The sequence below is a fragment of the Rahnella sp. PD12R genome (assembly GCF_019200965.1).
Classification (GTDB): Bacteria; Pseudomonadota; Gammaproteobacteria; order Enterobacterales; family Enterobacteriaceae; genus Rahnella; species Rahnella laticis.
This window is the reverse complement of record NZ_JAHTMS010000012.1, coordinates 57843-81630: the sequence shown is the minus strand read 5'-3', so window position 1 is coordinate 81630 and position 23788 is coordinate 57843. Positions and strand designations below refer to the sequence as shown.

Below are 23788 nucleotides of genomic sequence, written 5' to 3'. Positions count from 1 at the left end.
GTACCTTAAAAACTAAAGGGCAAAAATCTCGCCTTCTTCCGCTTTCGCATACCATTCCAGCGTCGCTTTTACGCGTTCGTCGCCTTCCGGAGGAGTGCCCGGCAGATAATCCTGTTCCAGCACCGGCTGGTACGCACCGTGCTTCACTTCAAAGATTACGCCGCCTTCATCAAGCGATAATACGCTGTGCCAGGTATTGGCCGGGATTTCCAGCAGACGGGTTTCTGCGCCGAGCCACAGACGGTCGGTCACTTTTCCGCTGGCATCATAAATCAGCACCAGAAAGCGTCCGCGCAGGGCGGTCAGCATTTCCCAGGTGTGCGGATGGCGATGAATACGCACATAAGTGCCCGGCTCCATGGCGATCGCCAGACGCTGAACGTCATCTTCCGGTGCCGGATGCATATTCAGGTTCTGACGTAGTCTTGGCGAGTGAGCCGCCTTGGTGATCAGGTCGCACAGCGTGTCTTGGTTAATCTGCTTAATCATTAGGGTCATCTGAAAAGTGTGGGGAAATCAGGTCTCTGAGTGTAGCCAAAAAAACGGCTGCGCATAAGCCGGGAAACGTTGCTAACAATGCCTGAAATTTATGCATAAATGTTGCCATAATCGATTTACTGGCGGTTGACAGTCTTTTTATTCCCGGCGTAACATGCGCGCACTATTATCAATGAGGAACTGCGCCTTGGACACACCCAGTAGATACTGGCTCAATAACCTGTTCATTAGGTACCACTTCTAAGGCCCTCCTCTTTGCTGATGGCCTTAGTGGTTGTCAGCGACCCCCGTTTTGTCGCTGTGAGTCAGATCTGAATTTGGTCTGAATTACGCCGGTGACACCTTTCACCTCGTGATTTTCTGTGCTTCAACGCGTTGTCCACTTTCCGTATTTATTGGGAGAACGGGCACATGCTGAGTGCTTTTAAATTAGAAAACAGCCGCTTATCCCGTTTAGAGCTGGACGAGTCAGACGATCTCAAAACCTCATTGTGGGTCGATTTGGTTGAACCTGACGAGCAGGAGCGCGAACGCGTTCAATGCGAATTAGGGCAAAGCCTGGCCACACGGCCTGAACTGGACGATATCGAGGCTTCCGCACGTTTCTTCGAAGATGAAGATGGCCTGCACATTCACTCCTTTTTCTATTACGAAGACGCTGAAGACCACGCGGGCAACAGCACCGTCGCCTTTACCGTGCGCGAAGGGCGTCTGTATACCCTGCGCGAGCGCGAATTACCGGCGTTTCGTCTCTACCGTATGCGCGCCAGAAACCAGAAACTGGTCGACGGTAACGCGTATGAACTGCTGCTGGATTTGTTCGAAACCAAAATCGAACAGCTGGCGGATGAGATTGAAAATATCTACAGCGATCTGGAAAAACTTAGCCGCGTGATCATGGAAGGGCATCAGGGCGACGAATATGACGCCGCGCTTTCCACGCTGGCGGAGCTGGAAGATATCGGCTGGAAAGTCCGGTTGTGTCTGATGGATACCCAGCGCGCACTGAATTTCCTGGTGCGTAAAGCGCGTCTGCCGGCGGGCCAGCTGGAACAGGCGCGTGAAGTGTTGCGTGATATCGAATCCCTGTTGCCGCACAACGAATCTTTGTTCCAGAAAGTGAACTTCCTGATGCAGGCCGCGATGGGCTTTATCAACATTGAACAGAACCGCATCATCAAGATCTTCTCGGTGGTTTCGGTCGTCTTCCTGCCGCCAACGCTGGTGGCATCAAGCTACGGGATGAACTTCGAATTCATGCCGGAACTGAAATGGTCATTCGGTTATCCGGGCGCGATTGCGCTGATGATCCTCGCCGGACTGGCACCTTACCTGTACTTCAAACGTAAAAACTGGCTATAACCGGTCAGACAAAATATCCCCCTCTTGCGCCTTGTCGCGACGGGGGATTCCGTCTTTGTTGTGTCTTTGCGGTTCCCTCTTCTGTTTAAAATATGTTAATAAAGAGCGCTGAACTCTCTTAAAAAACAGACCAACTGCCATGTTGATGGAAAGGATGGCTCCGGCGGGCCAGTGGATAATCCTCGTCGTTTCCTCGCTGATTCTCGGTATTATTTTTCAAACATTCCATGTTCCGGCCGCGCTGTTGCTCGGGCCGATGATTGTCGGCGTACTGATGGGGCTGCTGGGCGCCAGTGTGCGCATTCATCCGCTGTTCTTCAAAATCTCGCAGGGCGTGCTGGGCTGCATGATTGCGCAAAGCCTTTCGCCGTCAATTTTACCTCCGCTTCTGAATGACTGGCCGCTGGTGCTGATGGTGCTCGTGGCGACACTGCTGGCCAGCGGGTTGTCCGGCTGGCTGCTGGTGCGGTTCAGTCAATTACCGGGGCCGACCGGCGCGTGGGGCTCTTCCCCCGGCGGTGCCAGCGCAATGGTGGCGATGGCCGGTGATTTCGGCGCGGACGTTCGTCTGGTCGCGTTCATGCAGTATTTACGGGTGTTGTTCGTTGCCACGGCAGCGGCGTTCGTGGCTCGTGTGAGCATGGGCGACAGTGCGTCGCTGGCGGCGGCCGTTGTCTGGTTTCCGCCGCTGACCTGGCGGTTCTTCGCCACCGTTTTTCTGGCGCTGGCCGGTGTCTGGCTCGGGCCGCGTTTGCGTATTCCTTCCGGCGCGCTGCTGCTTCCTGCCGTCGTCGGCGCGGTGTTGCATTCCACCGGCACTGTCACTTTAGAAGTGCCCGAATGGCTGCTGGCGATGGCGTACACGCTGATTGGCTGGAGCGTCGGCCTGCGGTTCACCCGGCCCATCTTCAAACTGGCGCTGCGCACATTGCCGCAGATGATTGCGTCAATTATCGGCCTGATGCTGATTTGCGGGGGAATGGCGTGGGTGCTGACGAAGTTACTGCATGTAGATATGCTGACGGCGTATCTGGCGACCAGCCCCGGAGGGCTGGACACCGTCGCGATTATTGCAGCGGGAAGTCATGCGGATTTGGGCTTTGTGATGGCGATGCAGACGTTGCGTCTGATCACCATCCTCGTGACCGGTCCGGCGATGGCGCGTTTTATATCACGCAGCGCTGTGCCCGCTTCTTCCTCGTCTTAACCGGCCTTGCGTGTAAAGTGCATCGCCGATAAAGAACAGCAGCCCGACCCAGATAAAGCCGAACGTAATCAGTTGGGAAGGGTGAACGGTCTCGCCGTAGAACACCACCGCCAGCAGGAACATCAGCGTCGGGCCGAGATACTGGAAAAAGCCCAGTGTTGAAAGCTTCAGGCGCGCTGCTGCGGCGGTGAAGAACAGCAGCGGGATCGTGGTAATGATCCCGGCGGCCATCAGCAGTAAATCCAGCGACCACGGATTTGCCGCCAGATTGCTGGTCGGGCTGTGGGCGATAAAGAACAGATAAATCGCCGCGACCGGCAGCAACCACAGCGTTTCAATCAGCATCCCGGTCTGGGAATCGACGCCAATTTTCTTACGCAGCAAACCGTAGAACGCGAAAGTCAGCGACAGCCCGATCGCGATAATTGGCACGGAGCCAAATATCCAGACCTGCACCAGAACACCGGCGAAGGCCAGCGCCACGGCAAACCATTGCAAACTCCGGAATCGCTCCCGCAAAAACAGCATCCCCAGCACCACGTTGACCAGCGGGTTGATAAAATAGCCCAGACTGGCTTCCAGAATGTGGTCATGGTTAATGGCCCAGATGAAAATCAGCCAGTTCCCACCGACAAGCAGCGCGGTGATCAGTAACATGCCGACTTTCTTCGGTTGTGCGAACACCCGCCGGACATCGCCCCAGCTGCGGCTGACCGAAAGAAGCACTAGCATGAAGAAGAATGACCAGATCACCCGGTGCGTCAGAATTTCATCAGCAGGAACCTGTTTGATGAGCTTGAAGTACGCCGGAGCGATCCCCCAGATCAGATAGGCAACAAAGGCAAAAATAATGCCCTGCCGGGTACGGTGTGCGTCCATGTGGGTACCTGAAAAAGATGAAGAGAAAAGAAGCGCAAGTTTACCTGATTTATTGCCGCAGATTACGCTTCTGATGCAGCCGAAAGCACAACGCGCTTAGCGTCAGCCCACCATGTACGTGGCGGTGGTGGTGGCGATATGAACACCGGTATCGCTGTGCAAATCCACGCGCGCGACCGAAACTTTGTTCCCGGCGCGGATCAGGCTGCTGGAGGCGATAAAGAACTCGCCGCGCCCCGGACGCAGATAATCCACGCGCAGGTCAATGGTGCCCATTTTTGATAAACGCTGGCGCATCTCGGCTTCCAGCAAAGGATGATCGGGTTTATCGCGGCGGATCAGAGAACTGGTCACACACACCAGCCCGGCGGCGACGTCCAGAACCGCGGCAATCACGCCACCGTGTAAGATTTTTTGTGCGGCGTTACCGACCAGCTTGGTCTGATTGGAAAATTTCAGCTCAGCGTAATCAACGTCGAGGCGTTTCAGTTCGAGCCCAAGTTCGCGGTTAAACGGCATGTCATAAACGAAAATATTGCCGATCAGTTGCAGGGCAGCCTCGTGGCTGAGGGATGAAGCAGACATGGAGTGATTCCTGACGAAAATGTAAGACGGGTATGTTCGCCGAAAAAGTTAACGGGATGTTGATTTTAGGTGCGGGAGAAAGGGAATTCCAGAGTGCGACCGATAAATGTATTCAGTGGTCATGTAGAAATGTATTTGTGTGTAAAATGTCCCGCTTTGGATTTCCGGACTTAAGTCAGCAGGAAAACGGCCAGGTAGCAGGCCAATAAACAATAACTCATTTTAAAATTTTAGGGCGAGGGTAAGGAAAATGCGTAAAAATTGGGCTGTCGGTGCCGCCATTCTGGCGTTGCCAGCGTTGAGCTATGCGGCTGAAGCCACCATTCAGGAAGTGCATGATAAACCGGCCGTTCGCGGCAGCATTATCGCCAGTATGTTGCAGGATCACGACAACCCGTTCACGCTTTATCCCTACGAATCAAACTATTTGCTGTATACCGACACCAGCAATATTAACAAAAAAGCCATTCAGTCTTATGACTGGGCGGACAATGCCAAGCACGATGAAGTTGAGTTCCAGCTGAGCCTGGCATTCCCGCTGTGGCGCGGTATCGCCGGGGATAACTCGGTGCTCGGCGCGTCTTATACGCAGAAATCGTTCTGGCAGCTTTCCAACCGCGGCGAATCTTCACCGTTTCGCGAAACTAACTATGAGCCGCAACTGTTCCTGGCCTGGGCGACGGATTACGACTTCCTGGGCTGGACGTTACGTGAAGCCGAATACGGCGTGAATCACGATTCCAACGGGCGTTCAGACCCGACTTCGCGCAGCTGGAACCGCGTCTATGCGCGTTTTATGGCGCAGCACGGCAACTGGCAGGTCGATGTCAAACCCTGGTATCGCCTGCCGGAAAGTGACAAAAATGACGATAATCCGGACATCACCAAATATATGGGGTATTACCGTCTGAAAGTCGGTTATGCCCTCGGGGACAGCGTGTTCAGCGTTGAAAGTCGCTACAACTGGAACACCGGCTACGGCGGCGCGACAACGGGCTGGAGCTATCCGATCAGCAAACACGTTCGCTTCTATACGCAGGTGTTCAGCGGTTACGGCGAATCGTTAATCGACTACAACCACAAGCAAACTCGCGTCGGTGTCGGTATCATGCTTAACGACATGATGTAATATCCGTCATACTCAGGTTGCATGCCCTTTGGCTGCAACCTGAATTATTTAGGGTATATTATGTCGGTGCAGTACAGCCCCGGCGGCTTTAGGGTTTAGCCGGGTGGTTTGAACAGTTGGGGAATTGAGTGTCTACGGCGGCAGTGATAAACAAAGAAGAGCTGGCTCATCAGGTATTACGCGATACCTTCGGCTATCAGCAATTCAGACCAGGTCAGCAAACTATCATCAATACCGCCATTTCTGGCCGGGATTGTCTGGTTGTGATGCCGACCGGCGGCGGTAAATCGCTGTGCTACCAAATCCCTGCGCTGGTGATGGACGGCCTGACGCTGGTCGTTTCCCCGCTCATCTCGCTGATGAAAGATCAGGTTGATCAGCTGATGGCGGCGGGCGTTGAAGCGGGCTGTCTGAACTCCACGCAAACCCGCGAGCAACAGCAGGAAGTGATGGCCGGTTGCCGTACGGGCCGCATCAAAATGCTGTATATCGCGCCGGAACGCCTGATGATGGGCGACTTCCTCGAACAACTGCAACAGTGGAATCCGGCCATGCTGGCCGTCGATGAAGCCCACTGTATTTCCCAATGGGGCCATGATTTCCGTCCGGAATATCGCGCGCTCGGCCAGCTGAAGCTGCGCTACCCGCAATTACCGGTGATCGCGCTGACCGCGACCGCCGATGAGGCCACCCGTAACGACATTGTTCGTCTGCTTGAACTGAATGATCCGCTGATTCAGGTCAGCAGCTTCGATCGCCCGAACATCCGTTACACGCTGGTGGAAAAGTTTAAACCGCTCGATCAGCTGATCCGTTTTGTGCAGGACCAGCGCGGTAAAAGCGGCATTATTTACTGCAACAGCCGCGCCAAAGTTGAAGACACCGCCGCACGCCTGCAAAGTCGCGGGCTGAGCGTTGGCGCGTATCACGCCGGTCTGGACAACGAAACCCGCGCCCGCGTGCAGGAAGGGTTCCAGCGCGATGACCTGCAAATTGTGGTCGCGACCGTCGCATTCGGGATGGGCATCAACAAACCGAACGTCCGTTTTGTGGTTCACTTTGATATTCCGCGCACCATCGAGTCTTACTATCAGGAAACGGGGCGCGCAGGACGTGATGGTCTGCCCGCCGAAGCGGTGCTGTTGTACGATCCGGCGGATATGGCGTGGCTGCGCCGCTGTCTGGAAGAAAAACCGGCCGGTGCGCAACAGGATGTGGAACGCCACAAACTGAATGCGATGAACGCATTTGCCGAGGCACAGACCTGCCGCCGTCTGGTGCTGCTTAACTATTTTGGTGAAGGCAAACAGAACGCCTGCGGCAACTGCGACGTCTGCCTTGACCCGCCAAAACGCTACGACGGCCTGCTGGACGCGCAAAAAGCGCTGTCGGTGGTGGCGCGCGTCGGGCAACGCTTTGGTTTGGGTTACGTGGTCGAAGTGCTGCGCGGCTCGAACAACCAGCGTATCCGCGAATACGGCCACGAAAAACTGACCGTCTACGGCATCGGTAAAGAGCACAGCAATGAGCACTGGACCAGCGTGGTGCGCCAGCTGATCCATCTCGGGCTGATTACTCAGAACATCGCCATGCATTCGGCGCTACAACTGACCGAATCTGCCCGTCCGGTATTGCGCGGCGAAATTCCGTTGCAACTGGCGGTGCCGCGTATCCAGACGCTGAAAATTAAAAGCACATCACGCCAGAAAACCTATGGCGGAAATTACGATCACAAGCTGTTTGCCAAATTGCGCAAACTGCGTAAATCGCTGGCGGATGAGAATAACGTGCCGCCGTACGTGGTCTTCAATGACACGACGCTGCTGGAAATGGCAGAACATCTGCCCGTCAGCCCGAGCGATTTGCTGGACATCACCGGCGTCGGTCAGCGTAAGCTCGAGAAATTCGGGCGGCCATTTATGACGATGATCCGTGACCATATCGATAACGGCGACGAGTAACAGAATTCAGTTCCCTACACATAAAACAGAGAGTTAATCATGCTGATGCTATTCCTGACGGTTGCGATGGTTCATCTGATCGCGCTGATGAGTCCGGGGCCGGACTTCTTCTTTGTCTCGCAGACGGCGGCCAGCCGTTCACGCAAAGAAGCCATGATGGGTGTGATTGGTATTACGCTGGGTGTGCTGGTCTGGGCGGCAGTTGCGCTGATGGGCTTACACTTAATTCTGCAAAAAATGGCGTGGCTGCATCAGATTATCACCGTCGGCGGTGGCTTGTATCTGTGCTGGATGGGCTGGCAGTTGCTGAAATCTGCACGGGCTAAAAAGCAGAATGGCGATGAAACGCCGGTGGTTCTGCCCGCGCGTGGCCGGACTTTTATGCGCGGCCTGCTGACCAACCTCTCGAACCCGAAAGCCGTGATTTACTTCGGCAGCGTGTTTTCCATGTTCGTGGGTGACAGCGTCAGCGGCGGCGAGCGGCTGGGTATCTTCCTGCTGATCGTGGTGGAAACGCTGGCGTGGTTCTCTTTAGTGGCGATGGTGTTTGCGCTGCCAAAAATGCGCCGTGGCTATCAGCGTTTAGCGAAATGGATCGACGGCGTGGCGGGTGTGGTTTTCGCAGGATTTGGCATTGCGCTGATTGTAAATCGCTGATTAAAACGCTCTGCATAAAAAAGGGTCCGGTGATTTGCCGGACCCTTTTTGCATTTCAGGGATTTACACTTTTCGCGCACTGGCCAGCAATACGCCAACCAGCATAAACAGCGAACCGAAAATCCGGTTCAGCAGCTGCATTTGCTTCGGGGCTTTTACCCAACCGGCGATTCTCGTGGCCAGCGTGGCGTAACCGATCATCACAATGATATCGACGACTACGGTGGTGACGCCCAATACCACGTATTGTGCAGCCTGCGGCTGGTGCGGAATGATAAACTGCGGGAATAGTGCAGCCAGAAACACAATGCTTTTTGGATTGGTCAGATTCACCAGAATGGCGCGTTTGAACAAACGGCGGCGCGGCATAGTGCTGGCGAGTGCGTTCAGATCAATCGCTCCGGCAGAACGCCACTGGCAGATGCCCAGCCAGATTAAATAGGCGGCGCCAAACCATTTCAGCAACTCAAAGGCGAGCAGTGATTGCGAAATCAGCGCACCCAGCCCGATGCCGACCAGAACGATGTGGATCGACAAACCGAGCTGTAAACCGGCAATCGACGCCACCGCACCGCGGTAACCGTGGCTGATGCCGGTACTCATGGTGTTAATCGCGCCGGAACCCGGGGACAAACTTAAAATAGAAGTGGTGAGCAGGTAGGTTAACCACCAGTCCAAGGTCATTGTGAGACTCCCTGAATACGTTTTGTGTTGTTTTATGGCACAATACGCCATTGTCTATAATTGCGCTATAACTCACAAATAACACTTTCTTCCTCCCTGCCATGCGACTTTGGATTATTGAATGCCTGTAAATATTGCGAAGTGGTTAACACGTGAGAAAGAGTTCTCCGCCTTTGCGACCGGGCCCTTGCTCGATTTCTGGCAGCAACGCGAAGAAGGTGAGTTTAGCGGCGTCGATGACGTCCCGATCCGCTACGTTCGATTCTGTTCGCCCTCACACGACAAAGTCATTGTGGTGTCACCGGGGCGTATTGAAAGCTACGTAAAATACCCGGAAGTGGCTTACGACTTATTCCACTGTGGCTATGATGTGATGATCCTCGATCATCGCGGGCAGGGGCGTTCGGGGCGTATGCTTAAAGACCCGCACTGCGGTCATGTCCAGCATTTCGACGACTATGTTGACGATTTCGAAACCTTTTATCAGCTTGAAGTCGCGCCGCGTCAGTACGTGAAAAAGTTCGCGCTGGCCCATTCAATGGGGGGCGCAATTCTGGCGTTGTTTATGGCGAAGTATCCTGAGCGCTTCGATGCGGCAGCGCTATTAGCGCCGATGACCGGTATCTATCTTCCGATGCCGGGCTGGGTTTCGCGCCGTATTCTCAACTGGGCGGAGAATCGCCCGGTTCGCCGTGATGGTTACGCGCTGGGTACCGGCCACTGGCGTCCGCTGCCGTTTGTGGTGAATCAGCTGACGCACAGCCGCGAGCGATATCGTCGTAATCTGCGTTTTTATGCGGATTACCCGGAACTCCAGGTCGGCGGACCTACGTATCACTGGGTGCGTGAAGGCATTGAGGCGGGCATGCATATCCTCAGGGAAGCCGAAAAAATCACGACTCCTGTTCTTTTATTGCAGGCGAGCGAAGACCGTGTAGTAGACAACCGGTCGCATCTCGCTTTTTGTCAGGCCATGGCCGTTGCGGGGCACCCTTGTGAAGGGGAAAAGCCGCTGGTCATCGAAGGCGCGCGCCATGAGATCCTGTTTGAGCGGGACGACCTGCGGGCACAGGCGCTGGACGCCATCATGCGCTTTTTTGCGCGACAGCATTAATCCGCGGTTCGCCGCGCACAACTCCATCAGAGGTTAGAACCTAACGCTATGTATCCTGTTGTTGCTTCCGATTTAGATGGCACACTGCTATCACCTGACCATACCCTGAGCCCGTTCGCGAAAGAGACGCTGAAATTGCTGACCCAGCGCGATGTGCATTTCGTGTTCGCGACCGGACGTCACCATATTGACGTTGCGCAGATGCGCGACAATCTCGAGATCAGCGCGTACATGATCACCTCAAACGGTGCGCGTGTGCATAACACCGACGGCGAGCTGATTTTCGCCCATAATCTGGATGAAGACATTGCCAAAGATCTGTTTGGCATCATGCACAACAATCCGGATATCCTGACCAACGTTTACCGTAACGACGACTGGTACATGAACCGTGACCGCGCCGATCAGGATGATTTTTTCCGTGAATCCGTTTTCAAATACAAACTCTATGAACCGGGTTTGCTGGAAACTGACGGCATCTGCAAAGTGTATTTCACCTGCGAAGATCACGAAAAACTGCTGCCACTCGAAGAAGCCATTAATGCGCGCTGGGGCGATCGTGTAAACGTCAGCTTCTCACTGCCGGTTTGTCTGGAAGTGATGGCGGGCGGCGTGTCGAAAGGTCACGCGCTGGAATATGTGTCCAAACTGATGGGTTATACGCTGAAAGATTGCATCGCGTTTGGCGACGGTCTGAATGATCTGGAAATGCTGTCGATGGCCGGTAAAGGTTGCCTGATGAGTGGCTCATTGCCACGCCTGAAAGCGGCGATGCCGGATGCGGAAATCATTGGTTCCAACGCCGACGACGCCGTGCCGCATTACCTGCGCAAAATGTATTTGTCTGAATAATCGTTTCCTGAGTCGTCATTGAAAAAGGCACCTTCCGGTGCCTTTTTGCTTTCTATGCTTTCAGCCTGAATCAGGCGTTTTTCGCCAGCTGCGCTTTGTGTTTATTTTCACTGAGCATCGTCAGTACCAGCAGAAGCACCGCCAGCACGCACCCGGCGATCATCACGATAAAGCCGCCATCCCAGCCAAAGAAATCAACGGTATAGCCGACGATTGCGCTCGCCGCCACTGAACCGCCGAGATAACCAAACAGGCCGGTAAAGCCCGCCGCCGTCCCCGCTGCTTTCTTCGGTGCCAGTTCCAGCGCATGCAAGCCAATCAGCATGACCGGGCCATAAATCAGGAAGCCGATGGTGATCATACAGGCCATGTCGATACCCGGATTCCCGACCGGATTCAGCCAGTAAATCACGGTGGCGATTGTCACCAGCACCATAAAGAACACGCCGGTCGCGCCGCGATTCCCTTTGAAGACTTTATCCGACATCCAGCCGCACAGCAGCGTGCCCGGAATACCGGCATACTCATACAGGAAATACGCCCACGAGGATTTATCCAGCGCGAAATGTTTCACCTCTTTCAGGTAAGTCGGAGACCAGTCCAGAATGCCGTAGCGCAGCAGGTAAACAAACACGTTGGCCAGCGCGATGTACCACAGCAACTTGTTGGGCAAAATGTACTGCATGAAGATCTGTTTTGCCGTCAGCTCCTGCTCGGCGGATTCTTTCACGTAGTCCGGCGGATAATCGTTTTTGTATTCTTCAATCGGCGGTAAACCACAGGACTGCGGGGTATCGCGCATCGTCATGAACGCGAAAACGGCCAGCAGGATCGCACCGAACGCGGGCATATACAGCGCCGCGTGCCAGTCGTTAAACCAGGCCATGCCCAGCAGGAACAGCAGCGGAGGAATGCCGCCGCCGACGTTATGCGCACAGTTCCAGACGGAAACAATGCCGCCACGTTCTTTCTGCGACCACCAGTGAACCATCGTGCGCCCGCACGGTGGCCAGCCCATACCCTGAAACCATCCGCACAGGAACAGCAGCACGAACATGATGGCGATGCTGGACGTAGCCCACGGAACAAAGCCCATAAACAGCATCACGGCGGCAGCGAGGATTAAACCCGCAGGCAGAAATACGCGCGGATTCGAGCGGTCTGAGACCGACCCCATGATGAATTTTGAAATGCCGTAGGCGATAGAAATTCCGGACAGCGCAAAGCCTAAATCACCCCGCGAAAAACCCTGATCGATGAGATAGGGCATCGCTAACGCGAAGTTTTTACGAACCAGATAGTAAGCGGCATAACCGAAGAAGATCCCCATGAAAATCTGCCAGCGGAGACGGCGGTAGAGCGGATCGACGTGGTTTTCATCCACGGGCGCTTTGTGGGGCGCGGGTTTGAAGATACTGAGCATAAATGCCTCCGATGGCATAAATCAGGTCTGACTCCTCATGAGCCAATGACGAAAGGGCGGTGCCAGGGTGTTCTAAAACGAACATGATTTTAGCTATTCGCGCACAAACGAACTGTGATTTATGACCGAAATGTTACATTTTTATTACAGTGAAGGTGGGTTTTGTGAGGCGGAGTAACAGCATGAGACAAAAAAAGGCGGAGCCTGAGCCCCGCCTGATATTTTCACAACATCTGAATTTACTGAATTTTCAGCGTATTAATAATTGCTTCGGCATCGGTCTGTGCCTGTTGCTGATTGTCCGCTGGCAACGTGATTTGCATTGTCAGCAGGTGGCTGTCGACTTTGCCCAGCACGATAGAGGAATACGCTTTCTGACCGGCAGAGGTGATGACGCTGTCGTACTGCTGCAACGTCTGGCCGTTCACCTGAATGGATTTATTGGTGACGACTTGCAGATTGGTATCGCGCGCTTTTTGCTGATCCTGTAAACGACCCGCCAGAACGTCCAGTGACTCGGTGGTGTTATCACCAAGGATCACAATCACCGCTTTCTGGCCGGTACTGTCTGCGTAGACGTGCATATTGTTTGCCTGCGTGCCCAGCTTACCGCTCTGGTCGCTCATTCCCTGCGGCAGGGAGAAAGTCACTTTGCCGTCCAGCAGGCTGACTGGCGTAGTCGCCGCGGCGGCTGTTGCTGCCGGTGCGCCTTTGTCTGCGGCTGGCGCGTCTGTTGATTTACCATCACACGCAGCCAGACCGGCGATCAGTACTGCCATTCCCATCATTTTTGCGACATTACGCATCGGGCTTCCTTAAGTGGCCTGTCTATCAGGCTTACATGTTGACTTAACAGCCGTTATGGCAACCTATTCAGGCCACAAATGCAAGTCAGATTATGGCGCGATTTGTGTCATCTGAGACGCCGTCGTCACTCTTAGTGCGCACTGACCGCAGAAGCATTGTGATTTCCGTGCGCCGACAGCCGCTTAAGCAACATGTTGAGCAGCATGCCGTACATCGGCAGGAAGAACACCAGACAGATCAGCACTTTGAAGCTGTAATCTACCAGCGCGATTTCTACCCAGTGCGCCGCCATAAAGGCATCGGTACTTTTGTAGAACGCGATGAAGAAGAATGACAGCGTGTCGCTGATATTGCCGAGGAACATTGAGGCGACCGGCGCAATCCACCAGCGACGGTTCTGGCGCAGGCGGTTAAACACGTGAACGTCGAGGATTTGTCCCAGCACGTAAGCCATAAAGCTGGCGGTTGCGATGCGGGCGACCATGATGTTCAGGCTGCTGAGCGCTTCAACGCCCTGCCACTGTGCTTCAAAGAACAGCGCGGAAATCACGTAAGAGATTGCCAGTGCCGGGATCATGACGGAAAGGATAATCCGGCGTGCCAGCGGTGCGCCAAAGATTCGCACTGTGAGATCGGTTGCCAGGAAAATAAACGGAAAAGTGAACGCGCCCCAGGTGGTATGGAAACCAAAAATGGAGACAGGCAACTGAACCAGATAGTTGCTGGAGGTAATGATGGCGATGTGGAAAAGCGAAAGCCATATCAACGCGGAAAACCGCTGTTGAGCAGTAAAAGAGTACATAGATGTGACCTTTTTTTATAAAGAAATTGGGGTGAGGGAACCCAAACGTTTTTTTACTTCTGAACTGTTACTTCTGCACTGAGTTATCACGTGCGGCGCGCATAGTAACTGTTTGCGCACCGTTTGCGCAACAGCAGCGATGGTTAATTTTAGCGCAATGCGCCTTGTTTGTTGCACCAGAAAACCAGCGGGTTAAACTGTCGCGCATCCACGTATGAAGATGTTGAGACACGAAATGACCGACCCCTTTATCAATCCCGACCATCAGCTTGATGCGCTGGGTCTGCGTTGCCCGGAACCTGTCATGATGGTTCGCAAAGCGGTGCGCACCATGAAAGATGGCGAAACGCTGCTGATCATCGCCGATGATCCGGCAACGACCCGCGATATTCCCGGTTTCTGCCGTTTTATGGAACACCGGCTTTTAGCGTCTGATACGGAAAACCTGCCGTACCGCTATTTGCTGTGCAAAGGTCTGGTGGAAAAGCAGAGCTGATTGCTCAGCCCTGACGGTCAGTGTGATTTCTTGCGCAACAGCCGCAAGGCATTGGCAGTGACTAACGCCGTTGCGCCGGAATCGGCCAGCACCGCCAGCCACAAACCGGTCAGCCCCATAATCGTCGTCACCAGAAATATCGCCTTCAGCCCCAGCGCAATTGTGATGTTCTGACGGATATTCGCCCGCGTTGCGCGTGACAAACTGATCATCTGCGCCAGCCCGCTCAGACGGTTGTGCGTCAGCGCCGCGTCGGCGGTTTCCAGTGCCACGTCGGTGCCACTTCCCATCGCAATCCCGATCGTAGCGGCTTTCATGGCGGGCGCATCGTTAATGCCGTCGCCGACCATCGCGACCGGTTTAACCGCATTCAGCGCGGTAACTGCCGAGACTTTGTCCGCAGGCAATAAGCCCGCGCGGAACTCAATCCCCAGACGATCTGCGATAGTTTTCGCCGCACGCGGGTTGTCGCCGGTCAGCATCACCGCAGACACGCCCAGCGCTTTAAGTTTCTGCAACGCATTCACCGCATCGTCACGCAAACGATCCTGCATCGCGATGAGCCCGACCGCTGTTTCATCTTTTAAGACCACAACGACCGTTTTGCCGGTCGATTCCCAGTCCGTGATTTGCGCGCGGGCCTCCGGCGTCAGTACCCGTTCCGCCACACGCACCGGCGCGAGAACCTGAACCCTACTGCCAGATACCACGCCTTCCACGCCGGAACCGGCCAGCGCGCGGCGGTTCTGCGCCCTCATTGGCACCGGATTACTCTCTTGTGCGCGGGTCAGAATCGCCTGCGCCAGCGGGTGGTGCGAACCTTCTTCAACGGCGGCGGCCAGGCTTAACAGTTCTTTTTCGCTGGTATCATTGAGCGCGAAAACGTCCGTGACTTCCGGTTTGCCCTCGGTCAGCGTGCCGGTTTTATCCAGCGCGACGGTTTCAATCAGCGCCAGCTGTTCCAGTGCCGCGCCGCCTTTGATCAATGCGCCCTGACGCGTTGCCGCCGCCAGACCGGAGGTAATCGCCGCCGGCGTGGAAATCACCAGCGCGCACGGGCAACCAATCAGCAGCAGCGTCAGGCCACGGTAAATCCAGGTTTCCCACGATAAGCCCATCGCCAGCGGCGGAATGATAATAACCAGCAGCGACAGCAGCATGATGACCGGCGTGTAGTAACGGCTGAAGGTATCAAGGAAACGCTCGATCGGCGCACGGCGCTCATCGGCTTCTTCAATCAGTTGCAGGATGCGGTCAATCGCGCTGTTGCCGGGCGCGGAAGCCACTTCAAGGCGCGCCAGACGGTCAACGCACAGGCTTCCCGCCGGGACTTTTTCGCCGGGCTGATGTTCAACGGGCACGGATTCGCCGGTTAATGCGCTTTCATCGAAACTGGCGTGGCCTTGTAAAATGGCGTCTGCGGGCAGGCGCGCGCCCGCCGCGATTTCAATGATATCGCCGGGGCGCAGGCTGCTGACCGGCACCGTTTCCGTTTTGTCGTTCACCACGCGTACGGCGGTATCCGGGATCAGCGCCATCAGGGATTTCACGCCACTGCGTGCGCGGCTCGAGGCGAAGGATTCCAGACGCTCGCCCACCATAAACAGCAGCAACACCATCGCGGCTTCGGCGGTCGCGCCAATGAACAGCGCACCGAGCGCCGCTATGCTCATCAGCGTTTCGATGGCAAAAGGCGAACCGGAACGCGTCTGGCGGATGGCCTGACGCAGCACCGGCCACAGCCCGACCAGCGTGGTGGCGATAAACGCGATTTTACCCGCCTGCGGGCTGACGTGATCGAGCGCCCAGCTCAGCAGCATCAGCACCGACAGGGCGATCAGCGGCAGCATTTCTTTCAGGCGGGACTCTTCAGGTTCGGAAGCAGCGGTTTTTTTATCGAGAGATTGCAGCGTAAAACCGGCGGCGATAACGGCCTGCTTAACATTGTGTGAAATATCATAACCCGCATCAATGACCAGTTTTTCCGTCGCAAATAAGACTCTGGCGCGGCTGACGCCCTCGAGGCCGGAGACGGCATTTTCAATTTTGCGGGCGCATGCAGGGCAATCCATTCCGGCGACTTTCCAGCTGTACTGTAAGTCACCGGAATGCGCGGCTTCGGGGGCATCTTCCCCCGGCGAGCCTTCTGCATTGCCGTCGCCAGAAGTGTGTGAGTGCTCACCTGACTTCGGTGTGCAGCAGCTGTCGGTAGCGCAACTGTCTGTGGCCGCGCTGGCCGAAACTGCCAGCGTGGCACGCGTGTCACAGCAGCCCGCAGGATGTGTACCGGACTGAACCGGTGCGCTGATTTTGTTGATACGCAGCCCGGCGCCGCGTTTGGCCTGACAGCCGCAGCTGCATCCGGTGTTTTTTTGAAGTGGGGTCATAGTGCCTCCGGTTTAAAACCGAGTGGAATTGCACTCAGTGTAAACGTTGGAGTCAGCTCTAAGGTCAAGTGAAATTTAAAACGGCAGATCCGGAACAGATCTGCCGTAAGGGAGAATTACAAATACAGCGAGCGGACAATCAGGAAGTGCCCGCCGAAATAACACGCGGCAACCAGCGCGTCGGAGGCGCGGAAAGTGAAGCGATAACGGCTGGTGAGCCAGAAAATATTCCCGAGCAACAGCAGCGCTGCGCCGCAAAATAGCGAGAACGCCATGTCGGTGCTGCGTGCGAAATACTGTTCACCCGCCAGCCAGACCATCAGCAGCGTCATCGCGATGTAAGTGGTCACTGCCCAGCGAAGTTCCGCCAGCCGCGTCCAGATCACCGCCAGTAATATCGCGCCGATAATCAGCAGCGTCAGCGGCAAAGGCCAGAAGAACGTAATCGTCATCTGGCTGGCAAAACTGAGCGTATACAGCAGATGCGAGAGGAAAAACGCCCCGATGGCGTACATAAACCGCTCTTCCGGCAGCAACAGCAGGCCGTCGGCGACCAGCGTTGCGGCCAGACCCAGCAGGATCAGATAGCTGTAAACATTGAGCGTCGGTGCCTGCCAGGCGAGTAAAAGCAGCAATAATAAAGTGACGGGTTTGAATACCCAGCGTTGCCAGCGCGGGCCGCGATAGCTGGCGTCAACGAACAACCAGCCTGAGAAAAATACTGCGAGGAATGGCCAACTCATTGTTTATCCTTTCATATCTAAAAAACAGAAGATAAAACCAACGCAAGGATCTGCCTTCAGGAAAACACATCCTGGTTTCCCGTACTTATTCTCAGTGTAGGAGAGGCGCGGTGCCGCAGACAATCAGAAATAACCTTATCAGGCCGTCTGTTCAGGCAGAGTTGAAGAATAGCAGCCGCAGAGGGGCTTTTTACGGCGCAGGACGCGCCGTAAAACGGGGATTACTTTTTGGTGGGCAACGGAGGCTGTTTTTTCTGCCAGGCCAGCAATTCAAACACGCCGAACAGGAAAATACGGGTTTGCAGCCAGCCGCCAATAGTATCCTTTTCCTTGCCCTGCGTGGCTTTGAGCAACATCACCTGCAAGCCGTGCATGAAGAACATGAACACAATCGCCACGTCTAAAAAGTATTTGATCGGTTTCGGGAAAGGGTGAATCAGGTTAAACGCCAGAAACGCCCAAATACACAACATCAACAACCGACCAATATTGATCAACATCTTACAACTCCTGTTCTGGTGAGCCGGTTTCAGGCGTCACATCGCGATGATAAAGGCGATAAGCAACTTGTCCGGCGACTTTCTCACGATGTAAACGCCAGCTGGCAGGCACATCCAGAGTGTCGTGTTCGGCTTCTGTTTCGACATAAATCCAGGCTTCGTCTGCCAGCCAGTTATTTTGCTCCAGCAGATTCAGTGTGTCTTGCAGAATGCCTTTACGGAAAGGCGGATCGAGGAAAACCACATCAAAAGCATTCCCGGCTTTTGCCAGCCAGTTCAATGTATTGACGTTAAAGACTTGCGCATCTTTGGCGTTTAGCAGCGCCAGGTTTTTCTCTAACTGTTGCGCAACCGGGCGCTCAAACTCCAGCAGGGTGGCGCTGGCGGCGTAGCGCGATAACGCTTCCAGACCGAGTGCGCCGCTGCCTGCAAAACAGTCCAGACAATGTGCGCCCTGCAAAACCGGCGCGAGCCAGTTAAACAGCGTTTCGCGCACGCGATCGGTGGTCGGGCGCAGTCCCGGACTGTGTGGAACCGGAAGTTTGCGTCCGCGCCAGAGACCGCCAATAATTCGGATCTGGCCTGCGGCTGGAGTGTTGGGTTTCTTTGCCATAGTTCGCTTGTGTAATCCAAAGCCGTTGGGCTTCGTTGCATATCGTTTGGAGGGCTATTCTACCGGTGTGCGGGCAATGGGCAAATGTTTAACATGGGCGATTGAAAAACCACCGGAATTCAATACGCGGGCGTGTTGCCGGAAGGGGAAAGTGATAGACTGCCCGACCATAACCCTATTAATAATCCGTTCGCCAATCATTAGCGGCGAGGAGTGAAGTTGTAAAATGGCAAAAGATAAAAAACGCGGTTTCTTCTCCTGGTTTGGCCGCGGCCGTCAGGAAGAAGAGCAGCAGAAAGAAGAAACACGCGTAGAGCCGCCGGTTGCCGAAGCGCCACTGAGCGATACGCCTGCACAGGAAGCGCCTCCGGCCGCTGAAGAACCTCGCGAACAGGCAGCGGCGGAACTGGCCGAAGAAATTGTTCACATCACCGAACAGGTCGCGGCGCAGCCCGTTGCTGAAACGCCTGTGGTTACAGAAGTCGTCACCGAAGAACCGGTCATTGAAGAAACCGTCGCCGAAGAACCGGTGCTGGTTGAAGAACAGGTTGTTGAAGACGAATTCGTTGAGTCAGCCGCTGAGATTGCAGAAGACGCCCGCGAAGATTCTCTCGACGCCGTCGACGACAGCCTCGTGGTGGAAGATCACGTTGCTGAAGAAGAGATTGTCGAAGAAGAACCTGTTGAAGACGCGCCGCTGCCCGTTGCGCTCGATCCTATCGTTGTGCTGCCTGCCGGTGAAACTGAGCAGGAACGTCCGACGAAAGAAGGTTTCTTTGCCCGCCTGAAACGCAGTCTGGTTAAAACTAAGCAGAATCTCGGCTCCGGTTTTGTCGGGTTGTTCCGCGGTAAAAAAATCGACGACGATCTGTTTGAAGAGCTGGAAGAACAGCTGCTGATCGCCGACGTTGGTGTTGAAACCACGCGTAAAATTATCACTTCGCTGACTGAACACGCTTCCCGCAAGCAGCTGAAAGACGCCGATGCGCTCTACGGCAAGCTGAAGGAAGAAATGTCCGAAATTCTGTCGAAAGTGGACGAGCCACTGGATGTCAGCGGAAAAACCCCGTATGTCATTCTGATGGTGGGCGTGAACGGCGTCGGTAAAACGACCACCATCGGTAAAATGGCGCGTCAGTTTGAAGCGCAGGGCAAATCTGTGATGCTGGCAGCGGGTGATACTTTCCGTGCGGCGGCTGTTGAACAGTTGCAGGTCTGGGGCCAGCGCAACAAGATCCCGGTCATCGCTCAGCATACCGGTGCCGATTCCGCTTCCGTGATTTTCGATGCCATTCAGGCGGCGAAGGCCCGCAATATCGACGTGCTGATCGCCGACACCGCCGGGCGTTTGCAGAACAAAGCGCACCTGATGGAAGAGCTGAAGAAAATCGTCCGTGTGATGAAGAAACTCGACGAAGACGCACCGCATGAGGTTATGCTGACGCTCGACGCCAGTACCGGCCAGAATGCCGTCAGTCAGGCAAAATTGTTTAACGAAGCGGTCGGACTTACCGGCATTACGTTGACTAAACTGGACGGCACCGCCAAAGGCGGCGTGATATTCGCCATCGCTGATCAGTTCAGTATCCCGATCCGTTATATCGGCGTCGGCGAAGGTATCGAAGATTTGAGGCCGTTTAAGGCAGACGATTTTATTGAGGCACTTTTTGCCCGAGAGGATTAATACGGATGATTCGCTTTGAACAGGTCAGTAAAGCTTATCTGGGCGGACGACAGGCGCTTCAGGGCGTCAATTTTCACATCCAGCAAGCGGAAATGGCATTTCTGACCGGACACTCTGGCGCGGGTAAAAGTACCCTGCTGAAGTTGATTTGCGGCATTGAGCGCCCGAGCGCCGGGCAGATTTTGTTTGGCGGCCACGACATCAGCCGCCTGAAATCCAGCGAAGTGCCGTTTTTGCGCCGTCAGATTGGCATGATTTTTCAGGATCACCATCTGCTGATGGATCGCACGGTATATGACAACGTGGCGATGCCGCTGATTATTTCCGGCGCCAGCAGTGAAGATATCCGCCGTCGCGTTTCGGCGGCGCTGGATAAAGTCGGGTTGCTGGATAAAGCCAAAAACCTGCCGATCCAGTTATCCGGTGGTGAACAACAGCGCGTGGGCATTGCCCGCGCCGTCGTGAACAAGCCTGCGGTGCTGCTGGCGGATGAACCGACCGGTAACCTCGACGGCGAATTGTCGGAAGGCATTTTGCGTTTATTCGAAGAATTTAACCGGGTTGGCGTCACCGTTCTGATGGCAACGCATGATGTGGGCCTGATTGCCCGCCGTAATTACCGCACGCTGACGCTGAGTCAGGGGCGTATGTCGGGAGGGGTTTACTGATGGCAAACAGCCCAAACCCGGCGAAAACCGCAAAAAGCGCCCGCGCTGCGAAAAGCAAAGCGTTGCAGGGTGGCTGGCGCGAACAGTGGCGTTACGCGTGGATGAACGCGCTGGCGGATATGCTTCGCCAGCCGCTGGCAACCTTGCTGACGGTCATGGTGATCGCCATTTCCCTGACGCTGCCAAGCGTGTGTTATCTGGTGTGGAAGAACGTCAGTTCGGCGGCTGAGCAGTGGTATCCGACGCCGCAGCTGACGGTGTATCTCGACAAAGCGCTGGATGACGACGCGGCTGAGAATGTGGTGAAAACCCTCAAAACCGAAGCGGGCGTGGATAAGGTCAATTATCTCTCCCGTCAGGAAGCGATGGGCGAATTCCGCAACTGGTCAGGCTTTGGCGGCGCAATGGATATGCTCGAACAGAATCCGCTGCCTGCCGTGGCTATCATCACGCCAAAAATGAATTTCCAGGACTCCGCCACGCTGAACACCCTGCGCGATCGCGTGGCGGCGGTTCACGGTGTGGATGAAGTGCGTATGGATGACAGCTGGTTTGCCCGCCTTGCGGCGCTGACCGGTCTGGTGGGGCAAATTGCCGCGATGATTGGCGTGCTGATGGTGATCGCTGTCTTCCTGGTAATTGGTAACAGTGTGCGACTGAGTATCTTCAGCCGCCGCGATACCATCAACGTTATGAAGCTGATTGGTGCGACCGATGGCTTCATTTTGCGGCCATTCCTAAACGGTGGCGCGATGCTTGGTTTTACCGGCGCGCTGTTGTCGCTGATCCTGTCGGAAGTGCTGGTACTGCGCCTTGAGAGCGTGGTGACGCAAGTCGCGCAAGTGTTCGGCACGACCTTTGATCTGCACGGTTTGGGCTGGGACGAAAGTCTGTTGCTGTTGATCGTGTCCGCAATGATTGGCTGGATTGCGGCGTGGCTGGCGACCGTTCAACATTTACGGCGATTTACACCACAGTAGCGAGAGTTTGCTATAATGTCCCCCTGCTGCTCAGTCATTGTGTCTCAGGGGGAAGCTGTTTTCGGCCTTTCCGCCACATCATTTCCCTGCTTTCTCCGCAATGGCACAAATTCACTATCCAATAGTCAGTCTGTCACATACAGTCGTCAGACTGTTGAATCCGGCCGTGAACTTTATGTAAAATTCGGGGTCGAAGAGCAGCGGATATTAAGGGCTCGGCGTTGCTTCTGTGATCGCCAGATGGCACACAGCGTAGCGGTATCATCCCGCAGCAACGTGGTATAAAACCTGCACAACGTCATACATGAGAGGCTTTTGAATGACTAACGAAATGCGCACTTTAGCATTAGTACCCCAAGGTAGCCTGGAAGCCTATGTTCGGGCAGCCAATACTTATCCTATGCTTACCGCAGAGGAAGAACGGGCACTGGCTGAGCGGCTGCATTACGACGGTGACCTGGACGCAGCGAAAGAGCTGATCCTGTCTCACCTGCGCTTTGTTGCTCATATTGCCCGCAACTATTCAGGCTACGGTTTGCCACAGGCAGACCTTATCCAGGAAGGTAACATCGGCCTGATGAAAGCGGTTCGCCGTTTTAATCCGGAAGTCGGTGTACGTCTGGTGTCCTTTGCGGTGCATTGGATTAAAGCAGAAATTCACGAATACGTGCTGCGTAACTGGCGCATCGTGAAAGTCGCGACGACGAAAGCACAGCGTAAGCTGTTCTTTAACCTGCGTAAAAACAAACAGCGTCTGGGCTGGTTCAGCCACGACGAAGTGGAGCACGTTGCCCGCGAACTGGGTGTGACCAGCAAAGATGTGCTGGAAATGGAATCGCGCATGGCCGCACAGGACATGACGTTCGACCCGACACCGGACGACGAACCACGCGACGGCGCCGCGATGGCACCGATGCTGTATCTGCAAGATAAAAGCTCTGACTTTGCAGAAAGCATCGAAGAAGATAACTGGGATCGCGATGCGACAGACAAACTGAGCTACGCGCTGGAAGGTCTGGACGAACGCAGCCAGGATATCATCCGTGCCCGCTGGTTAGATGACGATAACAAATCGACTCTGCAGGAACTGGCCGATAAATACGGTGTTTCAGCAGAACGTGTTCGTCAGCTTGAAAAGAACGCGATGAAGAAACTGCGTCTGGCAATTGAAGCCTGATACGACAGCTTTCTGAAACAAAAAAGCGACCTTCGGGTCGCTTTTTTTATGCCTGAAATTCAGCGCGGATTAGGGCTTCTTCCAGATATTCCCTGCCAGGGAAAAACCGCAGGCCTGCATAAAGGCGTCGGTCACGGCTTCGCCATCGGACGGCATTTCCCAGCTTTTAACCTGCGGCAGTTGCGCCTGCAAATCTTCCATCAGATACAGCCCGACGCCGCGGCGCCGCGTCACTTCGCGAACCCGCAGATCCCTGAGCTCGCCGTGGTCGCCGTTCAGCCGGACTTTCACCGCGCCAAGAATGCGCTCGTTAAACACGGCGGCGAACAGCGCGTGGTGTTCGCTCAGGCTGCCTTGCCAGTCACTTTCCGTTTGCTCAGGCCAGACTTTTGCCAGATCGATAAGATCCTGCGTGCTGAGCGAAGTGAGTTTTTGGATGGTTAATTTCATGATGTGGACGGTCAGAAAAAAGAGGCGTTTAGTGTAGCGGATCCGTCTGAAAATCGGGCGTAACTTTTTTTGTACAGTAACAGGTTGAAAACTTTTTCAGCGATCCATGTATAAGCGATAAATGTTGGCT

At 54.8% G+C, this 23788-nt stretch carries 24 protein-coding genes; 12 read left to right on the top strand and 12 right to left on the bottom strand.

The genetic code is table 11. The features are described 5' to 3' along the window. Positions 1-12: 12 nt before the first annotated feature. Entirely contained in the window at positions 13-489 is a 477-nt protein-coding gene (locus tag KWG64_RS20925; RefSeq protein ID WP_104924057.1) for a WbuC family cupin fold metalloprotein, read from the bottom strand. A 420-nt stretch (positions 490-909) separates the two neighbouring features. Here KWG64_RS20925 and corA point away from each other — a divergent pair, with 420 nt between their 5' ends. Together corA and KWG64_RS20915 are read left to right on the top strand one after the other, a co-directional pair. Beyond that, positions 910-1860 (top strand): magnesium/cobalt transporter CorA, encoded by a 951-nt coding sequence (gene corA / locus KWG64_RS20920; protein WP_104924058.1) that lies wholly within the window; start codon positions 910-912, stop codon positions 1858-1860. Positions 1861-1999: 139 nt separating this feature from the next. Then, entirely contained in the window at positions 2000-3067 is a 1068-nt protein-coding gene (locus KWG64_RS20915) for an AbrB family transcriptional regulator (RefSeq protein WP_370530276.1), read from the top strand. Here KWG64_RS20915 and rarD read toward each other — a convergent pair. Both rarD and KWG64_RS20905 read right to left on the bottom strand, forming a co-directional pair. Then, entirely contained in the window at positions 3032-3946 is a 915-nt protein-coding gene (rarD, locus tag KWG64_RS20910) for an EamA family transporter RarD (RefSeq protein WP_218523025.1), read from the bottom strand. The two genes, KWG64_RS20915 and rarD, sit on opposite strands and share 36 nt — an antisense overlap. A gap of 102 nt (positions 3947-4048) precedes the next feature. Further along, positions 4049-4531, bottom strand: a complete 483-nt coding sequence (locus KWG64_RS20905; protein ID WP_195825724.1) for a thioesterase family protein — start codon at positions 4529-4531, stop codon at positions 4049-4051. A 250-nt stretch (positions 4532-4781) separates the two neighbouring features. Here KWG64_RS20905 and pldA point away from each other — a divergent pair, with 250 nt between their 5' ends. The 3 genes from pldA (at position 4782) to rhtC (ending at position 8278) form a co-directional block, all read left to right on the top strand. Continuing rightward, entirely contained in the window at positions 4782-5660 is an 879-nt protein-coding gene (gene pldA / locus KWG64_RS20900; RefSeq protein WP_195816065.1) for a phospholipase A, read from the top strand. A gap of 128 nt (positions 5661-5788) precedes the next feature. Next, a complete protein-coding gene (gene recQ / locus KWG64_RS20895; RefSeq protein WP_195816064.1) occupies positions 5789-7621 on the top strand; it encodes an ATP-dependent DNA helicase RecQ in 1833 nt (610 codons plus the stop codon). A 39-nt stretch (positions 7622-7660) separates the two neighbouring features. Beyond that, on the top strand, positions 7661-8278 hold the full coding sequence (gene rhtC / locus KWG64_RS20890) for a threonine export protein RhtC (protein ID WP_165061892.1): 618 nt from the start codon (positions 7661-7663) through the stop codon (positions 8276-8278). A gap of 63 nt (positions 8279-8341) precedes the next feature. Here rhtC and rhtB read toward each other — a convergent pair whose 3' ends face one another. After that, positions 8342-8962, bottom strand: a complete 621-nt coding sequence (rhtB, locus tag KWG64_RS20885) for a homoserine/homoserine lactone efflux protein (protein ID WP_218523024.1) — start codon at positions 8960-8962, stop codon at positions 8342-8344. 121 nt (positions 8963-9083) lie between these two features. Between rhtB and pldB the strand changes: the two genes are divergently transcribed. Then, positions 9084-10076, top strand: coding sequence for a lysophospholipase L2 (pldB, locus tag KWG64_RS20880; RefSeq protein WP_195825728.1), 993 nt, complete (start codon positions 9084-9086; stop codon positions 10074-10076). 48 nt (positions 10077-10124) lie between these two features. Beyond that, a complete protein-coding gene (yigL, locus tag KWG64_RS20875) occupies positions 10125-10928 on the top strand; it encodes a sugar/pyridoxal phosphate phosphatase YigL (RefSeq protein WP_195816062.1) in 804 nt (267 codons plus the stop codon). Positions 10929-10998: 70 nt separating this feature from the next. Here the strand turns inward: yigL and glpT are convergent, their stop codons facing one another. From glpT to KWG64_RS20860, 3 genes are all read right to left on the bottom strand, one after another. Continuing rightward, positions 10999-12351, bottom strand: coding sequence for a glycerol-3-phosphate transporter (glpT, locus tag KWG64_RS20870; RefSeq protein WP_195825729.1), 1353 nt, complete (start codon positions 12349-12351; stop codon positions 10999-11001). 239 nt (positions 12352-12590) lie between these two features. Continuing rightward, complete coding sequence (locus KWG64_RS20865) at positions 12591-13157, bottom strand: DcrB family lipoprotein (protein WP_218523023.1); 567 nt, start codon at positions 13155-13157, stop codon at positions 12591-12593. A gap of 131 nt (positions 13158-13288) precedes the next feature. Beyond that, positions 13289-13960, bottom strand: a complete 672-nt coding sequence (locus KWG64_RS20860) for a 7-cyano-7-deazaguanine/7-aminomethyl-7-deazaguanine transporter (protein ID WP_195825731.1) — start codon at positions 13958-13960, stop codon at positions 13289-13291. 235 nt (positions 13961-14195) lie between these two features. On the opposite strand from KWG64_RS20860, the gene tusA reads away from it, so the two are divergent. Then, positions 14196-14456: a sulfurtransferase TusA gene (gene tusA / locus KWG64_RS20855; RefSeq protein WP_218523022.1), complete on the top strand. Its 261-nt coding sequence runs from the start codon at positions 14196-14198 to the stop codon at positions 14454-14456. Between the two features lie 17 nt (positions 14457-14473). On the opposite strand, the gene KWG64_RS20850 is transcribed toward tusA, so the two are convergent. The 4 genes from KWG64_RS20850 to rsmD all read right to left on the bottom strand — a co-directional run bounded on the left by KWG64_RS20850 (position 14474) and on the right by rsmD (position 18699). After that, on the bottom strand, positions 14474-16843 hold the full coding sequence (locus KWG64_RS20850; protein WP_218523021.1) for a zinc/cadmium/mercury/lead-transporting ATPase: 2370 nt from the start codon (positions 16841-16843) through the stop codon (positions 14474-14476). 116 nt (positions 16844-16959) lie between these two features. Further along, positions 16960-17586 carry a lysoplasmalogenase gene (locus KWG64_RS20845; RefSeq protein WP_101079422.1) on the bottom strand — a complete coding sequence of 209 codons (627 nt, stop codon included), beginning with the start codon at positions 17584-17586 and terminating at the stop codon, positions 16960-16962. A gap of 221 nt (positions 17587-17807) precedes the next feature. Next, positions 17808-18086, bottom strand: coding sequence for a DUF1145 family protein (locus tag KWG64_RS20840; RefSeq protein WP_152324792.1), 279 nt, complete (start codon positions 18084-18086; stop codon positions 17808-17810). A gap of 1 nt (position 18087) precedes the next feature. Then, entirely contained in the window at positions 18088-18699 is a 612-nt protein-coding gene (rsmD, locus tag KWG64_RS20835; protein ID WP_152324793.1) for a 16S rRNA (guanine(966)-N(2))-methyltransferase, read from the bottom strand. Between the two features lie 226 nt (positions 18700-18925). On the opposite strand from rsmD, the gene ftsY reads away from it, so the two are divergent. The 4 genes from ftsY (at position 18926) to rpoH (ending at position 23208) form a co-directional block, all read left to right on the top strand. Further along, complete coding sequence (gene ftsY / locus KWG64_RS20830; RefSeq protein ID WP_218523020.1) at positions 18926-20383, top strand: signal recognition particle-docking protein FtsY; 1458 nt, start codon at positions 18926-18928, stop codon at positions 20381-20383. Between the two features lie 5 nt (positions 20384-20388). After that, the gene (ftsE, locus tag KWG64_RS20825; protein WP_195816054.1) at positions 20389-21051 is read left to right on the top strand and encodes a cell division ATP-binding protein FtsE; all 663 of its coding nucleotides are present in this window, start codon (positions 20389-20391) and stop codon (positions 21049-21051) included. Continuing rightward, the gene (gene ftsX / locus KWG64_RS20820) at positions 21051-22031 is read left to right on the top strand and encodes a permease-like cell division protein FtsX (protein WP_195816053.1); all 981 of its coding nucleotides are present in this window, start codon (positions 21051-21053) and stop codon (positions 22029-22031) included. Before ftsE ends, ftsX begins: the two co-directional genes overlap by 1 nt. Positions 22032-22350: 319 nt before the next feature. After that, positions 22351-23208, top strand: a complete 858-nt coding sequence (gene rpoH, locus KWG64_RS20815) for an RNA polymerase sigma factor RpoH (protein WP_152324796.1) — start codon at positions 22351-22353, stop codon at positions 23206-23208. A 69-nt stretch (positions 23209-23277) separates the two neighbouring features. On the opposite strand, the gene panM is transcribed toward rpoH, so the two are convergent. Next, positions 23278-23658, bottom strand: coding sequence for an aspartate 1-decarboxylase autocleavage activator PanM (panM, locus tag KWG64_RS20810; protein ID WP_218523019.1), 381 nt, complete (start codon positions 23656-23658; stop codon positions 23278-23280). Positions 23659-23788 lie beyond the last annotated feature (130 nt).

Coding starts and splice junctions, on each gene's coding strand:
- rsmD (WP_152324793.1), bottom strand. CDS start 18,699: ATGGCAAAGAAACCCAACACTCCAGCCGCAGGCCAGATCCGAATTATT.
- panM (WP_218523019.1), bottom strand. CDS start 23,658: ATGAAATTAACCATCCAAAAACTCACTTCGCTCAGCACGCAGGATCTT.
- yigL (WP_195816062.1), top strand. CDS start 10,125: ATGTATCCTGTTGTTGCTTCCGATTTAGATGGCACACTGCTATCACCT.
- KWG64_RS20925 (WP_104924057.1), bottom strand. CDS start 489: ATGATTAAGCAGATTAACCAAGACACGCTGTGCGACCTGATCACCAAG.
- glpT (WP_195825729.1), bottom strand. CDS start 12,351: ATGCTCAGTATCTTCAAACCCGCGCCCCACAAAGCGCCCGTGGATGAA.
- rhtB (WP_218523024.1), bottom strand. CDS start 8,962: ATGACCTTGGACTGGTGGTTAACCTACCTGCTCACCACTTCTATTTTA.
- ftsY (WP_218523020.1), top strand. CDS start 18,926: ATGGCAAAAGATAAAAAACGCGGTTTCTTCTCCTGGTTTGGCCGCGGC.
- KWG64_RS20840 (WP_152324792.1), bottom strand. CDS start 18,086: ATGTTGATCAATATTGGTCGGTTGTTGATGTTGTGTATTTGGGCGTTT.
- KWG64_RS20915 (WP_370530276.1), top strand. CDS start 2,000: ATGTTGATGGAAAGGATGGCTCCGGCGGGCCAGTGGATAATCCTCGTC.
- rpoH (WP_152324796.1), top strand. CDS start 22,351: ATGACTAACGAAATGCGCACTTTAGCATTAGTACCCCAAGGTAGCCTG.
- KWG64_RS20845 (WP_101079422.1), bottom strand. CDS start 17,586: ATGAGTTGGCCATTCCTCGCAGTATTTTTCTCAGGCTGGTTGTTCGTT.
- corA (WP_104924058.1), top strand. CDS start 910: ATGCTGAGTGCTTTTAAATTAGAAAACAGCCGCTTATCCCGTTTAGAG.
- rhtC (WP_165061892.1), top strand. CDS start 7,661: ATGCTGATGCTATTCCTGACGGTTGCGATGGTTCATCTGATCGCGCTG.
- tusA (WP_218523022.1), top strand. CDS start 14,196: ATGACCGACCCCTTTATCAATCCCGACCATCAGCTTGATGCGCTGGGT.
- pldA (WP_195816065.1), top strand. CDS start 4,782: ATGCGTAAAAATTGGGCTGTCGGTGCCGCCATTCTGGCGTTGCCAGCG.
- ftsX (WP_195816053.1), top strand. CDS start 21,051: ATGGCAAACAGCCCAAACCCGGCGAAAACCGCAAAAAGCGCCCGCGCT.
- KWG64_RS20850 (WP_218523021.1), bottom strand. CDS start 16,843: ATGACCCCACTTCAAAAAAACACCGGATGCAGCTGCGGCTGTCAGGCC.
- KWG64_RS20905 (WP_195825724.1), bottom strand. CDS start 4,531: ATGTCTGCTTCATCCCTCAGCCACGAGGCTGCCCTGCAACTGATCGGC.
- KWG64_RS20865 (WP_218523023.1), bottom strand. CDS start 13,157: ATGCGTAATGTCGCAAAAATGATGGGAATGGCAGTACTGATCGCCGGT.
- ftsE (WP_195816054.1), top strand. CDS start 20,389: ATGATTCGCTTTGAACAGGTCAGTAAAGCTTATCTGGGCGGACGACAG.
- KWG64_RS20860 (WP_195825731.1), bottom strand. CDS start 13,960: ATGTACTCTTTTACTGCTCAACAGCGGTTTTCCGCGTTGATATGGCTT.
- pldB (WP_195825728.1), top strand. CDS start 9,084: ATGCCTGTAAATATTGCGAAGTGGTTAACACGTGAGAAAGAGTTCTCC.
- rarD (WP_218523025.1), bottom strand. CDS start 3,946: ATGGACGCACACCGTACCCGGCAGGGCATTATTTTTGCCTTTGTTGCC.